Raw genomic sequence first — 14970 nt, 5'->3', positions numbered from 1 at the left:
CTCGGAGCACCAACATGACCGACGTCTTCATCTGCGACTACATCCGCACGCCGATCGGGCGCTATGGCGGGGCGCTCTCATCGGTGCGCCCCGACGATCTGGCGGCCATTCCCCTGCGAGCGCTGATGGACCGCAACGCGGGTGTGGACTGGGCGGCGGTCGATGACGTGATCTTCGGCTGCGCCAACCAGGCGGGCGAGGATAACCGCAACGTGGCGCGGATGTCGCTGTTGCTGGCGGGGCTGCCGGTCGGCGTCACCGGGACCACGATCAACCGGCTTTGTGGCTCGGGAATGGACGCGGTGCTGACCGCGGCGCGCCAGATCGCCGCCGGCGAGGCGCAGCTAGTCATCGCGGGCGGTGTCGAAAGCATGAGCCGCGCCCCCTTCGTAATGCCCAAGGCCGACAACGCCTTTTCTCGCAACGCCGAGATCTGCGACACCACCATCGGCTGGCGGCTGATCAATCCGGCGATGCACGCGGCCTACGGCACGGATTCGATGCCGCAGACCGGGCAGAACGTGGCGGATGACTACGGCATCAGCCGCGAGGCGCAGGACGCGATGGCACTGTCCAGCCAGGCCAAGGCGTCGGCTGCGCAAGTCAACGGGCGCCTCGCGGCTGAGATCACCCCTGTCACGATCCCGCAGCGCAAGGGCGAGGCGCTGGTGGTAGACCGCGATGAGCATCCCCGCGCGACAACGGCCGAGGCGCTGGCAAAGCTGCGGTCACTGTTCCCGAACGGCTCGGTCACGGCGGGGAACGCGTCGGGCGTCAACGATGGCGCCGCGGCGCTGATACTGGCCAGCGCCGACGCCGCCCGCGCGCATGGCCTGACGCCGATCGCCCGCGTCCTCGGCGGGGCGACCGCGGGCGTGCCGCCGCGCATCATGGGCATCGGCCCGGCACCCGCGAGCCAGAAACTGATGGCGCGGCTGGGGCTCTCCCAGGCAGATTTCGACGTGATCGAACTGAACGAGGCCTTCGCCGCGCAAGGCGTGGCCACGCTGCGCCAGCTCGGGATCGCCGACGATGACCCTCGGGTGAACCGCAACGGCGGGGCCATCGCGCTGGGTCACCCCTTGGGCATGTCGGGTGCGAGGATCACCGGCACGGCCGCGCTGGAATTGCGCCACATCAACGGCAGACGCTCACTCTCTACCATGTGCATCGGCGTGGGGCAGGGCATCGCCATCGCGCTGGAACGCGTGTGAGTTGCCCGCTCTCCTGTCCAGTCAGATCGAATCCTTGAGGAGGCGAAGTGCATAGGGGGCAGCCTTCCCGGGTGGCGGTCACGCGATTGTCGCCGCTAAGGGAGATTGCACATGGTCGAGATTGTCAGGGGCAAGGACGTCACCATCCCGTTCCATGCGTCGTTGTGCGTCCACCCTGCCTATCATCCATCCCCAAGTTCTGTTGATCTACGTGCAATTCAGAAAATCGCGAAAGACCAATCCTACCGCTGCCAGTGACCTATTTTGGCGATCATAAACGGCTCGTTTGAAGATAACCCGCTCATTGCTGTAACGCTCGGCAACCGATCAGGAAGGCGCGAAAGGCTTACAGATATCCGCAACGGCCCTTGAACCATGCCACTTAGGTTCTCGGTCTCACCCAGATTGTCGCGCAATAATTTAGGCAAGGTCGCACGGCCAACCCTGCCATCGGCTCGCTTCCTGCGCTTACATGCCATTCGTCTTAACCGCGGCGAACAGCCGCTTTCCGCCCTCTGCGCCCCAAGATCTGTGCTGGTGGCACATAAGCCTTCCTCAGATCGGCACCGCCGATCACTCTATCGGAGATAGGCCCGGAGGCGCACCTGCGCCGTGGCAGGCCCTCGGAAAGTGAGGCCGAAGCCTCACCCGAAGGGATCGTATTCCGAGACGATCACGACCTCGTCGCCGTCGATTTCATCGGCGGGAACAGCGCCGAAGGTTCCATCTCCTGCCCGGAAAACGACGATCGAGACCATGAGCGTGGCGGCGAGGGAGGCGGCGAAGGCGTGTGCATCTTTGCGGGACATCTGTTTGGCTCCTGTCTTGGAGGCGGGGGACCATCCCCCGCGCGACAGGACCCCGCAGGCCCGAAGACTGGCTGACATCACCGGGTGCGTTCGGCTCGCCCGAATCCTCCCGGCGGCACGGGCTTGCCCGTAGTCCGACCCCTTTGCGGGTTGATCTCGAAGACGGGATTCGGGGCAAGGAAGGGAATGGCGAGCGGGGGATGGTCCCCCAACGTCAGGAGCCGGTTGTCCCGCTGATGCTTCGAAAGCCGCCAGCCTCCTAGGCAGGCTCTTGGTTGACGATCATCCGTCCCGAAGGATGGAGCCTTGGCGCCCGCGCAATATCGCGGGCAGAGGGAGTGGTCGGTGAGAGGTCCGCCCTTCGGCAGGCCCCTCACGCATTGTCAGGGCTCAGGCGGCCAGGTCCGCGCCCCCTGCCCTATCGCCGTCTTCATAACCGACGATTTCCAGCCGCGCGTTGCGATAGCCCTCCCGTGCAATCCAGAGCTCGGCAGCGGTGAGGGACTCCGCCAGATGCAGCAACTCGGTGTTGCCGCCGAAGTCGAGGAGCACGCGGACCTGCTCCGACTTCGGTTCCTCGGCCACCTCGAAGATCAGACGACTGTCCGCCGAATGACTGCGCATGATGGTGACGAGAATGACCCCGTCGGAGGAGAAGTTGCCTTCATGCAGCGTGAAGGAGGCCGGTGCCGTCCAGGTCGGATATGCCCTGGGCGGTTCCTTCTTCACGAGGCGGCCGACGCCGTTCGAGCGCTCCCAGGCCGCGAGCTTCTTGGTGAAACGTGCCGGCGGCTTCGGGCTGCCGTCGGTGTAGCGGATCAGTGCCCCCAGAGGGGCTGTGTCGATGATGGTTGTTGCAGACATGATTCCTCATCCTGAATACGAGTGCTCGCATTCATCATATTGATATTGCTGTGTTTTGTGGGGGTGAGGGCGGGTTTCCCCGCCCCCGGATGGCTCAGATCATTCCGCAGCCAGCATCGACGCGTCGCCGCCGGCCAGGTCAGCCGTCAAGAAGGCGGGGAGATCGATGTCATCGGGCGCGCTCGCGTCCTCCCCCTGCCCTTCTGCAATCCTTAGGCCGTCGCCTGCCGCCAGATCAGCCCGGCGCAGGACCTCGGGCAACCAACCGCTGCCCTTGAGCAGCCGCTCAGCCTCTGTGGCCATCTCACCCTTCTTGAGGTGATCGAGAAGCTGCGCAGTCCCCTTCCCCTTCGCCTCGCGCACAGCCTCGAGGATCCGGGCCTTGGGCACGCGGTTGAGATAGCCATCGACCGTCGGCTCCCAACCTGCCTCGACCATGTCGAGATCGACCGCGCGGGCCACGAGATCGGCATGTGCCATGCGGCGGGTCAGACCGCTGGCGGAGATGCCTGCCCCATAGGGGTTCACCTTCTCATGGAGCGCGTTGATCCCGAAGCTGAGGCAATGCGCCAGGAGCGCGAGACGGCTGCCCTGATCGAGCACGGTCAGATAGTCCCAAAGCGCGGCATCATCGCCGAGGGGCAGATCAGCCTCCCAAGCTGCGTGACGCTCGTCGACGAGCTTGGCCACGACGCTGTCCTTCAGATCGGGCGCCTGCGCCGACATGTAGACGTATCGGACAGAGGCTTCGAGGCAGCTGCCCGAAGCAGAGGAGGTGCGGAAGGTATCCGTGACCAGCTTCAGGAGGAGAAGCGTCAGCGCGACGTCCGGCGACCGTCCGATAGCCTCACGCAGCGCGAGGGTCCGATGGGCCGTCAGTTCCATGACCAGCCGCTCAGGCAACGGCTTCAGCGCCCCGTCGTCTTCCTCGTCGGATGCGTCCGCGCCGATCGGGTGACCGCCCGAGGTTATGACGGTGGCGCCAGCGGAGGTCGCCGATGGTTTCCAGTTGGAAACACCGAAATCACCCCCCTGCCCCATGGCATCCGCACCATCATCCTCCTGTACCGCGGTCTCCTCGCGCGACTCGTCTTCGGGCCGGACATAGCCGCGATAGATCGCAAGGCTGCCGTCCCGATCTAGCGTCACGAAGACGCCCGCCCGCGCAACCTCGGCCGGATCGTAGATCAGGGGCCGCTGTTCAAGCGCTTCCATCGCCATCTCGAGCTGACCAAGCCGAGCATCGATCTCCTCGGGGTACTCGTCTTGGCCGGAGTATTCCTCCTCCAGCGCCCGATACTCTGCGAGGAGCGTCGCGTGGGACGCGCTTTCCTCGTCGGTCATCGGCGCAGGATCACCGGCCAGACGCCGCAGGCCGTGGCTGTAGCCATAGGGCAGGTCGGTCGCCACCTCGATCCACTTCCAGCCCTCCGAGGTCAGCGCATCGGCTTCGGCCTGAAGCTTCTCGGAAACCAGCCGGTCGAGCAGGGCAGGGTCCTCGAGCCAGCCACCGTCATCACCTTGGAAGAGATCGCGCAGCACGACACCGCCTGCCGCTTCATAGGCATCGACACCGACGAAGACAGCACGACGATCGGACGCCCGGATCGAGGTTTCCGTCAGCATGCGCCGGATGGCGTAGGGCTCCTTGTTCCAGGAGTTCTTCACTGCTTCCCAGACCTGCACCTGACGCGCATGATCCGGGTTCACGGTGAAGGCCATCAGCTGTTCGAGCGTCATGCCATCCTCGGCATAGACATCCAGGAGGGTAGGGGCCACAGAGGCGAGCTTCAGGCGCTGTTTCACAATCTGCCGGGTAACGAAGAAGGCCGCGGCAATCGCCTCCTCGCCCTGACCCTTCTCGCGCAGAGCCTGAAACGCACGGAACTGGTCGAGCGGGTGCAGGGCCACGCGCTGTATGTTCTCTGCCAGCGAGTCATCCTCGGCCAGAATCTCGGACGCGGCGTCCCGAACGATGCAGGGGATCGGCGCGGTCTTGGCCAGCCGCTTCTGCTTCACCAGGAGCGACAGCGCCTGAAAGCGGCGGCCACCGGCGGGGATCTCGAACATACCGGTCTCGACCCCATCCGCATCGAGCACAGGCCGGACGTTCAGGCTCTGCAGGAGCCCGCGCCGGGCGATGTCCTCGGCCAGTTCCTCGACCGAGACGCCGGCCTTGATGCGCCGCACGTTGGACTGGCTCAGCACGAGCTTGTTGAAGGGGATGTCCCGCGACGGGGACAGGACGACGTTCTGGGTTGCTTTCGCCATCAGATCTTCTCCACGACGGGCGTCGGAAGCCACTCTCCCGATCTCACTTCCCGTCACCCCTCAACCCCCAACCTTTCCCTCTCTTCGTCGGTCTTGACCGCGGTCAAGACGTGTAAGCTGCATGCTCTATGCGCGCAGGATCGTTTCAAAGTATGCCTCGGGCTGCCTGATCGCTTCCCCCTTCCCCAACAGGTAGTCCAAGATCAGCAAAAGCCGTCCAGCCCCAGCTTTCTGGAGACCGCGCATCAGTTTTTCTTGGTGTATTCTAAGCAATCGACCGATATCGAAGAGAACGCGGTTGAGGGCTTCGCCTGTTCGTGGCGGGTCTGGGAAGAAGTCCGCGACATGTGAAAAGTCCGTCCATGCCATTTTTGCAGGGTCCCGGTTCATGGTCGCTGCCCCAATGCTTTGGGAAGCGTTGGTCTGCTTCACGTGCGTGTCTTTCTTTATATGTTCTTTTTTTTCAGACTCTATCTGCCGGTCATTTTGTCCGTTCCTGGCGGACATTTTGCTCGCGTACTCACGGCCGAGGGTTTGGTCTTGCGATTGCACTCGGTTCGCACGGGTGTTTGAATCGCGGCACTCTCCGTAGCTCCGCTTGGCGTTGGCTCCGAGCTCGCGGAGACCAGCGATGATTTGCAAGACTGTGTCGGCAGTCAGGGTTGCTCGACGAAGCAGGTTTCGGATCGTTTCCAGTGAAGCCAACCGTGCGTCATTGAGCTGTTCGTCTTGAAGGAGGGACGCGCGCAGCGCTAAGGCTTCTGCCTTGAGGGAGCGCAGGCGTTCACGTTCTTCCGTGACCTTCGATGCTCTGGCTGCAAGAGCGTCGTGGCTCTGCATTAGCGGACCCAAGTCGATCCCAAACGCATCCCTGATGATGCCTCCGTAGCGGAGAGGGAAGCGTTTCCCGTTCGCTGAACTCTTTCGCTGGATGAGTCCCGCAGCCTCAAGGCGCCCCAGGCAGCGGCGAAGCGTTCTCTCATCGATGCCGTTTGCGCGCTCTGATAAGGAGGCGTTAGAAGGGAACACAACGGTCAGCTGGCACTGTGTTTCACCAGAGTTGGGGCTCTGATTGCGCGGAAGAAAGCTGATGAGCGCTGTCAGTACGGTGACGTCGTTGCTCGTGAGGTTCAGGTCTTTCCGAAGAACCCGCACCGGCCCCAGAAGCTCGTAGGGGTTAGAGCAGGCAATAGCTGCCTGTTCCGCCAAGGCGGTTCGTGCTTGAGTGACATGTCTCATGGTGTTTCGGAAGAAAAAGCTTCCCCGGTCACCGCGAGCGGTGTTGAACTCGATTCGTTTTGGGGGTATCAATCAGGTGTCGAGACTGATTGAGGCCCTTCGGAAGCACCGCTTTCGGGGGGTCTTTCCTTTTCTAGCCCGTCCTCCTTTCGTTTTCTGCTCGTTGCTTTTGATGTCTTGACCGCGGTCAAGACACGGGGTCGTCATTCTGGGTTGTCTTGACTGCGGTCAAGAAGCTCCCCGATCAGCTTTCGGATGGCGTCTTCGACGCGCGGGGCAAGGTCAGCGTCCACATCGATTGTGATGCGGTTGCCTTTGCGGCCGATCTTCACGCGCTCACCTTGCTCAACCTTGGGTGTAGTTGCCTTGGTGGCCGTGAGCAGCGTAATCGCTGCGTCAAGTCGGTCTGGACCGGGCAATGTGCGGGGGATTTCACGTGCAACTTCCCTGGCTCTCGAGACGTCCTTCTCGCACAGCCTGAAAAGCTTCTCCCAGACCCTCCGACCAACGCCATGTGCAGGTCCGATGGCCTGAATCAGCTCCATTGGAATACCCGTCGCGATACGGTTCATCCGAGAGACGAGAGACTCATCGATCTGGAGTGCCCGATAGGCGATGGTCTGGGCGTTCTTGCGCGTTTCGTCTGTTTTCCCAAGTTCTCGAATTATCCCGGCGACGAACAGAGCCCTCTCGATAAACGAGGGGTCTTGGCGGGCATTGTTCTCCACGCCTTGGGCGATCAGAGCTTCCTCTTCGGTCATTTCCATGACCGTGGCCCGCACCTTCTGACCTAGCTCACGACAGGCGAGAAGCCTGCGGCGCCCATAGACGATCTCAAGTGCGCCATCCTGGGTTCGGCGGACAAGAATGGGAACTTTTTGTCCGTGTTCTCGGATCGAGGACACAAGTTCTTCGAGGCCATCGCTCGGATCGATACGATCCATGACCGCGGACATCCGAACAGTGCTCGGGTCGATCAGGCGCGTGGCGTGCTTGTCTTCTTCCAACACCGATGCTTGCGCTCGAGCTACAGTTGGGCTCGTGCGCTTCAGATCGAGATCCGCATCCTCATCCGACGTTGACGCTTTACCCATCGCGTTCTTGAGGGAATCTCCGAAGACCTTACGCGCCATGGCTACGCCCCCATGCCTTGAGGATTTCGCGCTCAACTTCGTCGGTCACGCGTGAAACGGACTCGATCGCACGCTCGTATGTTCTGCGGTTCACGTCGCGAGGTTCGACCTCAAAGATGCTCTGTTGGGTGTTTGCAGCGTCGCCTACCGCCGTCGATTTAAGGAACTCGGCCGGAAGGACCGCATCGCCAAGGACCGTCCGAAGCAGAGACGAGATCTGGACCTGTGGACCGTCGGTGTTCTCGTACCGGGTGATCAGCACCCGAACGAAGTTCAGGCCGTGCTCGGGAGCATGCGCCTCGACGACGCCCATCAGGTTGCTCGCCATGCCGAGAAAGCTTGCCAGAGACATCACATCAAGCATGGACGCGTTGAGCGGGATCAGGACCCCAGTGGAAGCAAAGAGGGCGGAGATCACCGAGAAGTTCAGCTGCGGCGGGGTGTCGAAGATCACCACATCATATCGGCTCAGGACAGGCTCAAGCGCTTCACGGATCCGACTGTGGAAGGTGGTGGCGCCGTGTCTGAAGCTCAAAGCGACCTCGAACTCGTACTCCATGATGTCCATGGAGGCCGGGATCAGATCCACTGTCGGGAAGTTCGTCTTGCGAATGATATCGGAGGCGGGCAGGGGACCTTCCGAGCGGATCAGATCGTAGGAGGTCGGCATGTCCGGATCGAGTTCAGGGGTCACCCCGAACAGGTTCGTCAGACTTGCCTGGCTGTCGAGGTCGATCAGCAGGACCCGATAGCCGCGAAGGCCCAGCAGCTGACCAACATGAGCCACGGTCGACGTTTTTGCGGACCCGCCCTTCAGGTTGAAGATTGTCACGACCTGGCACGGTTCGCCGGCTCTTCTGTGAGGGTGCTCATCGGGCTTGATCCTACCCGTCTCAAGAAGGACGCGTTGGGCCTCGACCATTTCTCCGGCAGAGAAGCTGCGGCGGTTGCCACCCTCAAGGATGCCTTCGGGAAAGCCCTCGAGGTTTGACACATGGTGGCGGAAGGTGTTCTGGTTGATCCGAAGGAGATCAGCCGCTTCACGCATCGCGAAACGACGGAGACCTTTCTGGGCATCCGGTGGGAAGGTTTCCTGCGCATGTTCACGCAACCGGCTACCGAGCCGCTTGGACATGACGTCGAATCTTTGAGAGGCCCGTATCCCGCTCATCACTGCCCTCAAGTCTTTATTGTTTTGCAGACCTTAACAGTTTTGGCGATTAAATCCAGCCCGAACTGTTGAACGACCTAAGGGCGTTGAGGCGGCCTATTTCTGACGAGATAAAGCTGTTAAGTATCAATGCTTTGGGTGACCCTGTTCGTAGATCACTTCAACAGTTCGTGGCCCGGGATGTCGTGGCCACAACATGTATTGTGGACGCCTACGTAACGACGATCTTCAGAATCGCGCGGTCGATTCCCGCAACTTCACTCAAGCAACCCCAGCCTCTCGGCTCGTTCCAGCAGCATCTTCACGGATGACGGCTGCCAGCTTGTCCGCCCACGGGGCGTGCGCTCGCGCATCGCCTCCAGCCGGGTGCAGATCGCCTGAAGCGTGATGTCGGGATCCGCGCCCTTGATTGCGGCGACGATGGCGGGCAGGCGGTCGTCGGTTTCGCGTCGGCCGGCACGGCCCAGCACAGTTTCGGGCAGGAAGCCGTCGCGGACGTAGGCATTCACGGCGCGCAGCAGGCGGCTTTGCGTCCAATGCCGCTCATTGGGCAGGGGGCCGTTGATGATGCGCAGCACATCCTCCCAGGCCATGTCGGGCCGCAGGCGGCGGACATGGGGCACCCAGTGCTGGGCCGTCTCGTTCAGCCGTTCCATGTAGCCGTGCTGGCGCGCCAGCCGCACCTTGCGAAGCGCCGCGGGATCGCGAGCGCGCAGACCCGGGTTGCCACCGACCCGCCCCTTGCTGCGCGCCGAGGCCAGCCCCGCCTTCGTGCGTTCGCGGATTAGAGCGCGCTCGAACTCGGCCGCGGCGCCCAGGACTTGCAGGGTGAATTTGCCCTGCGGCGAGGACGTGTCGATGGGATCGGTCAGTGAGCGGAAGTAGGCACCTTTCGCCTCAAGCCGCTCGATCACCTCCAGCAGATGCGAGAGGGACCGCGCCAGGCGGTCGATCCGCACGACGACCAGCGTGTCGCCTTTGCCGATCCGGTCCAGCACGCGGGCCAGCACTGGCCGCGTGCGGTTCCCGCCCGAGGCCTGCTCCTCGTGGATCTCGACGCAGCCCGCGGATTTCAGGGCCTGCGACTGGGGCAGGGGGGTTTGATCCTCGGTCGAGACGCGCGCGTAGCCGATCAGGGGCATCAAAACAGGCCGTTTGCAATTTCATATACCATCAATAAACGACCGTTTGTAAACGAATGCAAGGGCACGCTGTGTGGTGCTGATCGCTGGAAACCCCTTGGTTTCCATGCGCTGAACTCGACTTGAGCGCTCTCCACGGACACCGCGCGCGCGTACTATATAAGGAGCAAATGCAGCCCCACAGAAAACCCTTGGGTAGTTTGCATAATAGTCGTATTTTGCACATATGAAGCCCTACCTCTCTGTTCTGCCTGATAGTCCTGACGAAGCCCTCGGCGATCCCGAGGGAAGAGAGCAGGCGTCCGAAGACGACTTGTGGTTCCTGCCAGGACCGATGGATGAGGAACCTGATTATCTGCTTCCAGGCCCAAGACCTGAACCCAGCGAAACCTCAGTCGTTGCGGCATGGGCCCGGGCCGAAGCGGGTTGTGCGGCCCGCCTCGCACGAGTAGCCGGGAGATTGGGCGCGCTTGACGACCGTCTGAGACGCGGGCCATCGGGTTGGCGGCACAGATTAGCCCTGATCGAGGCTGCAGAGCTAAGCTGGTTCGTTGGTGACCGGGTCAGCCCTGACCGACTTGCACTCTGGATCGCGCTTCGTCTGTCTGGCGCTCAGGAAGACTCTGGGGCGTTGTCACGCGTTGGATGGGCTGTTCGACGTCTTACTGGGGGGCCTGGCCCCGAAGCTGGGCTAGCCGATTTTCTCGACCGGCGGGACTCTGAGAACATAGCGGATGACGCCGAGCGTTTCACTGATCGCGCCGATGGTTGGCTCGCCTTCATGGGAGCCGCCCGACATTTTCACCCTATCACCCGGGCTTGTCTGGGCTTTCACCTTTGGAGCTTGGCAGGTCTTGGTCAGCATGGTGACCGGATGGAGGCTGCGGTCACGGCAGGCCGGATTGCTGCAGCAGAAGGGAAGGGTGGAATCTTCGCACCGGTAGCAATGGGTGGGGCAGGGGGGCTTCGGGCCGGCGGACCTCCGGCAGAGCGGTTGATCCGCTGGCTGGACGGAATGGACAACGCATGCCTCGCAGCGATGCGGCACCTCGACGATCTCGAAATATGGTCCACTCGGGTGGAGACGGCTATGTCAGTTTTGTCTGGCCGTACGCCTCCGGCTTTGCGCGCTGTATTGACCGAATGGCCCTTGGTCTCTGCGCCGATGGCCGAGACTCTGAGCGGCGCCAGTCGTGCGGCTGTTCAGCGAAACCTGGCTTGGATGGAGGCGCACGGGCTGATCTGCGAGGTGACTGGCCAAGGGCGTTTCAGGATGTGGCGTGCAGCGGTTTAGATGCCAGATTTGACCACAGCTTTTTTGTGGGTTGGCTTCGATAGCCCAAGAATGTTGGGCGATCTTGTTAGATGAGATCACGCATCACCTATAGGCAAACATACAACTGCTTCCAGTCCACCTGCCAGCACATTGCGGAGCACGACTGTTCCGCCGTGTGCCTGAATGATCGTGCGGGCGATTGCCAGGCCGAGGCCAACGCCGCCGGTATCTCGGCTGCGAGACCCTTCCAAGCGTACGAACGGCTCAAAGACCGCTTCAAGCTGGTCTTCGGGCAATCCCTGGCCCTTGTCCGCGATGGTGATGACGGCCAATCCCGGCGTTCGGTCCAGCTTTACCATCGCCACCCCGCCATAGCGGACAGCATTGTCGATCAGGTTCCTTAGAGCGCGGTTCAAGGCGTGCGGGCGGACGGTGATGGGCAGAGGCGACGACGGGGCAAGATTGGCTCGTTCTCCCCCTACATCGTTGACCAGATCAGCCAGCAGGACGGCAAGATCGACTTCAGCGGCGGGTTCTGTCCGCGCAACCCCGCGTGCGAATTCCAGGGTCGCCTCGACCATGGCCTGCATTTCCTCGACCAATGCCTTCAGGCGTACGCTATCCTCGGTTTCGTCCAGCATTTCGATCCTGAGCCGCATTGCTGTAAGCGGTGAGCGCAAATCATGACTCAGGGCGGCGAGCATGTGCGTGCGCTCGTTCACGAAGCGGGTCAGTCGGGCCTTCATCCGGTTGAAGGCCTGCGTGGTCTCGCGCACCTCGGATGGTCCCGTCATCGGCAGCGGATCGGCATCAAGCCCACGGCCCAAGCGGTCCGCACCAACAGCAAGAGCACGCATCGGGCCGACGACGCGCCGCGCAGTCCACCAGGCCACCAAAGCTACCGCGACTGCCATCAACACCACCGGCAGCAGAGCCTGCGGAGTCAACTGGAGGGCAGGGCGGTAAAACATCGTGCGCACGTTCAGCCAGTCGCCCGCCGCAAGACGGATCGACAGCGTCAGCTCAATGGGGTCGGTCCGCCCCGCCATCATCGCCTCATGCATCGGGCGCATGGACGCAGGTACTCCCTCTGGCAATGGCAGGGACGCGAGGGACAGCGCATGAACATCGGCGCGAACTTCCCGTTCCGGCTCGCCAAGGATCTGGCGGATCTGACGCAGAACCATGTCCGCCTCGGCGCTGTTGTGGGACGCTGCAGGCTCGGGCCCGACTTCAAACCGGACAAGCGGAGAATTTGCCGCGCGGAGTATCGACATGCGCAGATCGGTGGGGGCGCCATCCAGAAGCAAGACAACATTCGCGGCACGCCCTGCCGCCTCGAGCCCGAGGGCTGCACGGACCGCCCGGTTCCGCTCGTCTGTCAGCAGCAACAGGCCAAGCCCCTGTGTGATGGCCAACGCCAAAAGCAACATGATCAGCAACTGCCCGCCAAGAGATTGCGGGAAGAGCTTGCGCAACATCGAGAAGCGCGCGCTCACGGCATTGCACTCACGTCTGCGGCAAGGCTGTAGCCACCACCCCAGACAGTTGCGATCAGCACAGGCTTGGCCGGATCGGCCTCGATCTTGCGGCGCAGGCGGCTAATCTGGTTGTCGATGGTGCGATCGAACACCTGTGCGGCGCGACCCGATGTAAGATCGAGCAGTTGTTCGCGGCTGAGCACGAAGCGCGGCCGTTCCAGAAACACCGTCAGCAGACGGAATTCTGCAGTTGTGAGTGCGACCTCGATGCCATCGTCGTCGGTCAGGGTCCGGCGGTCGGTATCAAGCACCCATCGGTCGAAGGCCAATCTGTGCCCGGCAAGGCTGCCACCAACGACGCCCCCCCGGTCGGATCGGCGCAGGATCGCCTTGATCCGGGCCAGCAACTCACGCGGATTGAAGGGTTTGGGCAGATAGTCGTCGGCCCCGACCTCCAACCCCACGATACGGTCAGTTTCATCACCCAGGGCTGTCAGCATCAAGATCGGAATGGCCCCCTGCGCACGCAAACGTCGGCAGACCGAGAGGCCATCTTCGCCCGGCATCATCACATCCAGCACGATCAGATCGAATTGACCCACCTTCATCGCCGCATCCATTGCGACGGCATTGGCGGCAGAAGTCGCGCGCATGCCGTTCTTTTCCAGATACTTCACCAGGGCATCGCGGATATCGCGGTGGTCATCGACGATCAGAATACGCGGCGGCTGGGTCATTTTATTGTCTCCTGATGTCGACCCTAGCTGAACGCGGTGGTGCTGCGGACAGAAGATTGTCGCAAACCTCTCTCAGGACCTTCGCTTGCGACAGTTTGATACAAAACAGGCGTCGCGCTGACAAACCTGTGGGACACCTCACTCCCAGATTGGACCCATCGCAATCTGATCCAGGAGAGACAGAATGAAACGTTCGACAAAATTCGCCCTCGCTACCGTTGCCGCCCTTGGCGTGGCCGCTGTCGCCGTACCGGTCGTCGCCCAGCAGGGTCAGATGCAGCATGATGGCATGATGGACGGAGGCATGGGCATGATGGGCCAGCATGGCGGTATGATGGGTGGCGCCATGGGAATGATGGCCGGCGGCCAGAGCTATGCGATGGCCACATTCGATACCAACAAAGACGGCACGCTCAGCCCCGAGGAAATGACAGCCGGAATTCAGGCTGAAATCAAGACCTACGACACCGACGCCAACGGTACTTTGTCGCTGGAGGAATTCGCGGTGATGCATGCGGCCCATACCCGACCAATGACCGTGCGTGCCTTCCAGATGCATGACGCCGATGGGGATGCGCAAGTGACGGAGGCTGAAATGGCCGCCATGGCAGACATGATGCAAAGCCACATGGGCGGGCAGGAGGGCAACATGCCGGGCATGGGTCATGGGATGATGGACAACGACTGACGCGCTTTATTCTCCCGCTAACTGGGCAAATCTCCGGTTAGCGGGAGGAATCCCAACACAGATCAGGAGGCCACGAAGATGAACGGCTACGGTATGGGATTTGGAATGGGCTTCGGCTGGCTCTGGATGATCGTCACCCTTGTGCTGGTCGGCCTCGCGATTGCGGCGCTGGTCAAATACCTGCGTAGATAGCTCAAAGGAAACCTGATGGACTATACGATCAACCGCCTGATCACAGGTGCTGATTTTGACGTGGTCGACGCCAGAACCCGTGCCGCGCTGTCCGAAAACGGCTTTGGTGTACTGACCGAAATCGACGTCAAGGCAACGATGAAAAAGAAGCTGGACGTGGATATGCCAGCCTACCGCATTTTTGGGGCATGCAACCCGAAGATGGCACTGGAAGCCATCGGGATGGAACCGCGCGTCGGTGCCATGCTGCCCTGCAACGTTATCCTGCGCGAGGTCAAAGACGGTGTCGAGGTGAGTGCTATTGATCCGGTGGCGTCGATGCAGGCCATCGACAATCCCGCCTTGCATGCTGTCGCTGGTCAGGTGCGCGACCTACTGGCCAAAGTTGTTGCGGCAATTTGATTGCACCCGCAACTGCAATCTTCGCTTGACCTTCCAATGATGGGAAGGCGCATCGTGAGTCGGTAGGCCTTTGCATCTGCCTTCGCGCGGCGCTGACCGCGACAGGAGAACGCTATGAAATCCACCGATCCGCACGGCAGCCATGCCCATCCCGACCCCGACATGCCTGAAAGCCAAGACGCCCCACAAAGTGGAACTGGGCCAACTTCCATCGACCCAGTCTGCGGCATGACCGTCACGTTGAAACCTGACACGCGGACCGAGGCGTTTGGCAGCAAGGACTTCCATTTCTGCTCTAGCAAATGTCAGACGAAGTTTCAGGCCGATCCGTGGTTCTACGCCTCCGGCCGT

General features: G+C 61.8%; 13 protein-coding genes and 1 pseudogene. 5 read left to right on the top strand and 9 right to left on the bottom strand.

Annotation, left to right across the window (positions count from 1 at the left end):
- Positions 1-14: 14 nt before the first annotated feature.
- A complete protein-coding gene (gene pcaF / locus GU927_RS17775) occupies positions 15-1214 on the top strand; it encodes a 3-oxoadipyl-CoA thiolase (protein ID WP_161763799.1) in 1200 nt (399 codons plus the stop codon).
- Between the two features lie 644 nt (positions 1215-1858).
- On the opposite strand, the gene GU927_RS17770 is transcribed toward pcaF, so the two are convergent.
- The 7 genes from GU927_RS17770 to GU927_RS17740 all read right to left on the bottom strand — a co-directional run bounded on the left by GU927_RS17770 (position 1859) and on the right by GU927_RS17740 (position 9843).
- Complete coding sequence (locus GU927_RS17770; protein ID WP_189382791.1) at positions 1859-2023, bottom strand: hypothetical protein; 165 nt, start codon at positions 2021-2023, stop codon at positions 1859-1861.
- A 390-nt stretch (positions 2024-2413) separates the two neighbouring features.
- Positions 2414-2887 (bottom strand): hypothetical protein, encoded by a 474-nt coding sequence (locus GU927_RS17765; RefSeq protein ID WP_161763798.1) that lies wholly within the window; start codon positions 2885-2887, stop codon positions 2414-2416.
- A 99-nt stretch (positions 2888-2986) separates the two neighbouring features.
- A complete protein-coding gene (locus GU927_RS17760) occupies positions 2987-5158 on the bottom strand; it encodes a ParB/RepB/Spo0J family partition protein (RefSeq protein ID WP_161763797.1) in 2172 nt (723 codons plus the stop codon).
- A gap of 126 nt (positions 5159-5284) precedes the next feature.
- Positions 5285-6397 carry a helix-turn-helix domain-containing protein gene (locus GU927_RS17755; protein WP_217765719.1) on the bottom strand — a complete coding sequence of 371 codons (1113 nt, stop codon included), beginning with the start codon at positions 6395-6397 and terminating at the stop codon, positions 5285-5287.
- A 203-nt stretch (positions 6398-6600) separates the two neighbouring features.
- On the bottom strand, positions 6601-7530 hold the full coding sequence (locus tag GU927_RS17750) for a ParB/RepB/Spo0J family partition protein (RefSeq protein ID WP_161763795.1): 930 nt from the start codon (positions 7528-7530) through the stop codon (positions 6601-6603).
- The gene (repA, locus tag GU927_RS17745; RefSeq protein ID WP_161763794.1) at positions 7520-8665 is read right to left on the bottom strand and encodes a plasmid partitioning protein RepA; all 1146 of its coding nucleotides are present in this window, start codon (positions 8663-8665) and stop codon (positions 7520-7522) included. Before repA ends, GU927_RS17750 begins: the two co-directional genes overlap by 11 nt.
- Positions 8666-8958: 293 nt before the next feature.
- Positions 8959-9843, bottom strand: coding sequence for a recombinase family protein (locus tag GU927_RS17740; protein ID WP_161763793.1), 885 nt, complete (start codon positions 9841-9843; stop codon positions 8959-8961).
- A gap of 226 nt (positions 9844-10069) precedes the next feature.
- Between GU927_RS17740 and GU927_RS17735 the strand changes: the two genes are divergently transcribed.
- Positions 10070-11137, top strand: a complete 1068-nt coding sequence (locus GU927_RS17735) for a hypothetical protein (RefSeq protein ID WP_161763792.1) — start codon at positions 10070-10072, stop codon at positions 11135-11137.
- A gap of 77 nt (positions 11138-11214) precedes the next feature.
- Here the strand turns inward: GU927_RS17735 and GU927_RS17730 are convergent, their stop codons facing one another.
- Together GU927_RS17730 and GU927_RS17725 are read right to left on the bottom strand one after the other, a co-directional pair.
- On the bottom strand, positions 11215-12618 hold the full coding sequence (locus GU927_RS17730; protein WP_232489264.1) for an ATP-binding protein: 1404 nt from the start codon (positions 12616-12618) through the stop codon (positions 11215-11217).
- Positions 12615-13337 carry a response regulator gene (locus GU927_RS17725; RefSeq protein WP_125327888.1) on the bottom strand — a complete coding sequence of 241 codons (723 nt, stop codon included), beginning with the start codon at positions 13335-13337 and terminating at the stop codon, positions 12615-12617. Before GU927_RS17725 ends, GU927_RS17730 begins: the two co-directional genes overlap by 4 nt.
- Before the next feature lie 184 nt (positions 13338-13521).
- Between GU927_RS17725 and GU927_RS17720 the strand changes: the two genes are divergently transcribed.
- The 3 genes and pseudogenes from GU927_RS17720 to GU927_RS17710 form a co-directional block, all read left to right on the top strand.
- Entirely contained in the window at positions 13522-14025 is a 504-nt protein-coding gene (locus tag GU927_RS17720; RefSeq protein ID WP_125327889.1) for an EF-hand domain-containing protein, read from the top strand.
- Between the two features lie 207 nt (positions 14026-14232).
- Positions 14233-14619: a DUF302 domain-containing protein gene (locus GU927_RS17715; protein ID WP_125327890.1), complete on the top strand. Its 387-nt coding sequence runs from the start codon at positions 14233-14235 to the stop codon at positions 14617-14619.
- Positions 14620-14733: 114 nt separating this feature from the next.
- Positions 14734-14970 (top strand): annotated as a pseudogene (locus GU927_RS17710) (YHS domain-containing protein); the annotation flags it as partial.

Source organism: Paragemmobacter amnigenus (genome assembly GCF_009908265.2).
GTDB lineage: Bacteria > Pseudomonadota > Alphaproteobacteria > Rhodobacterales > Rhodobacteraceae > Paragemmobacter > Paragemmobacter amnigenus.
The sequence above is the reverse complement of the archived record's forward strand: the minus strand, read 5'-3'. Positions and strand labels throughout refer to the sequence as shown.

What these genes read in the sequence shown, in the direction of transcription:
- GU927_RS17725 (WP_125327888.1), bottom strand. Translation starts at nt 13,337, where the DNA reads ATGACCCAGCCGCCGCGTATTCTGATCGTCGATGACCACCGCGATATC.
- GU927_RS17755 (WP_217765719.1), bottom strand. Translation starts at nt 6,397, where the DNA reads ATGAGACATGTCACTCAAGCACGAACCGCCTTGGCGGAACAGGCAGCT.
- GU927_RS17750 (WP_161763795.1), bottom strand. Translation starts at nt 7,530, where the DNA reads ATGGCGCGTAAGGTCTTCGGAGATTCCCTCAAGAACGCGATGGGTAAA.
- GU927_RS17765 (WP_161763798.1), bottom strand. Translation starts at nt 2,887, where the DNA reads ATGTCTGCAACAACCATCATCGACACAGCCCCTCTGGGGGCACTGATC.
- GU927_RS17760 (WP_161763797.1), bottom strand. Translation starts at nt 5,158, where the DNA reads ATGGCGAAAGCAACCCAGAACGTCGTCCTGTCCCCGTCGCGGGACATC.
- pcaF (WP_161763799.1), top strand. Translation starts at nt 15, where the DNA reads ATGACCGACGTCTTCATCTGCGACTACATCCGCACGCCGATCGGGCGC.
- repA (WP_161763794.1), bottom strand. Translation starts at nt 8,665, where the DNA reads ATGTCCAAGCGGCTCGGTAGCCGGTTGCGTGAACATGCGCAGGAAACC.
- GU927_RS17770 (WP_189382791.1), bottom strand. Translation starts at nt 2,023, where the DNA reads ATGTCCCGCAAAGATGCACACGCCTTCGCCGCCTCCCTCGCCGCCACG.
- GU927_RS17720 (WP_125327889.1), top strand. Translation starts at nt 13,522, where the DNA reads ATGAAACGTTCGACAAAATTCGCCCTCGCTACCGTTGCCGCCCTTGGC.
- GU927_RS17735 (WP_161763792.1), top strand. Translation starts at nt 10,070, where the DNA reads ATGAAGCCCTACCTCTCTGTTCTGCCTGATAGTCCTGACGAAGCCCTC.
- GU927_RS17715 (WP_125327890.1), top strand. Translation starts at nt 14,233, where the DNA reads ATGGACTATACGATCAACCGCCTGATCACAGGTGCTGATTTTGACGTG.
- GU927_RS17740 (WP_161763793.1), bottom strand. Translation starts at nt 9,843, where the DNA reads ATGCCCCTGATCGGCTACGCGCGCGTCTCGACCGAGGATCAAACCCCC.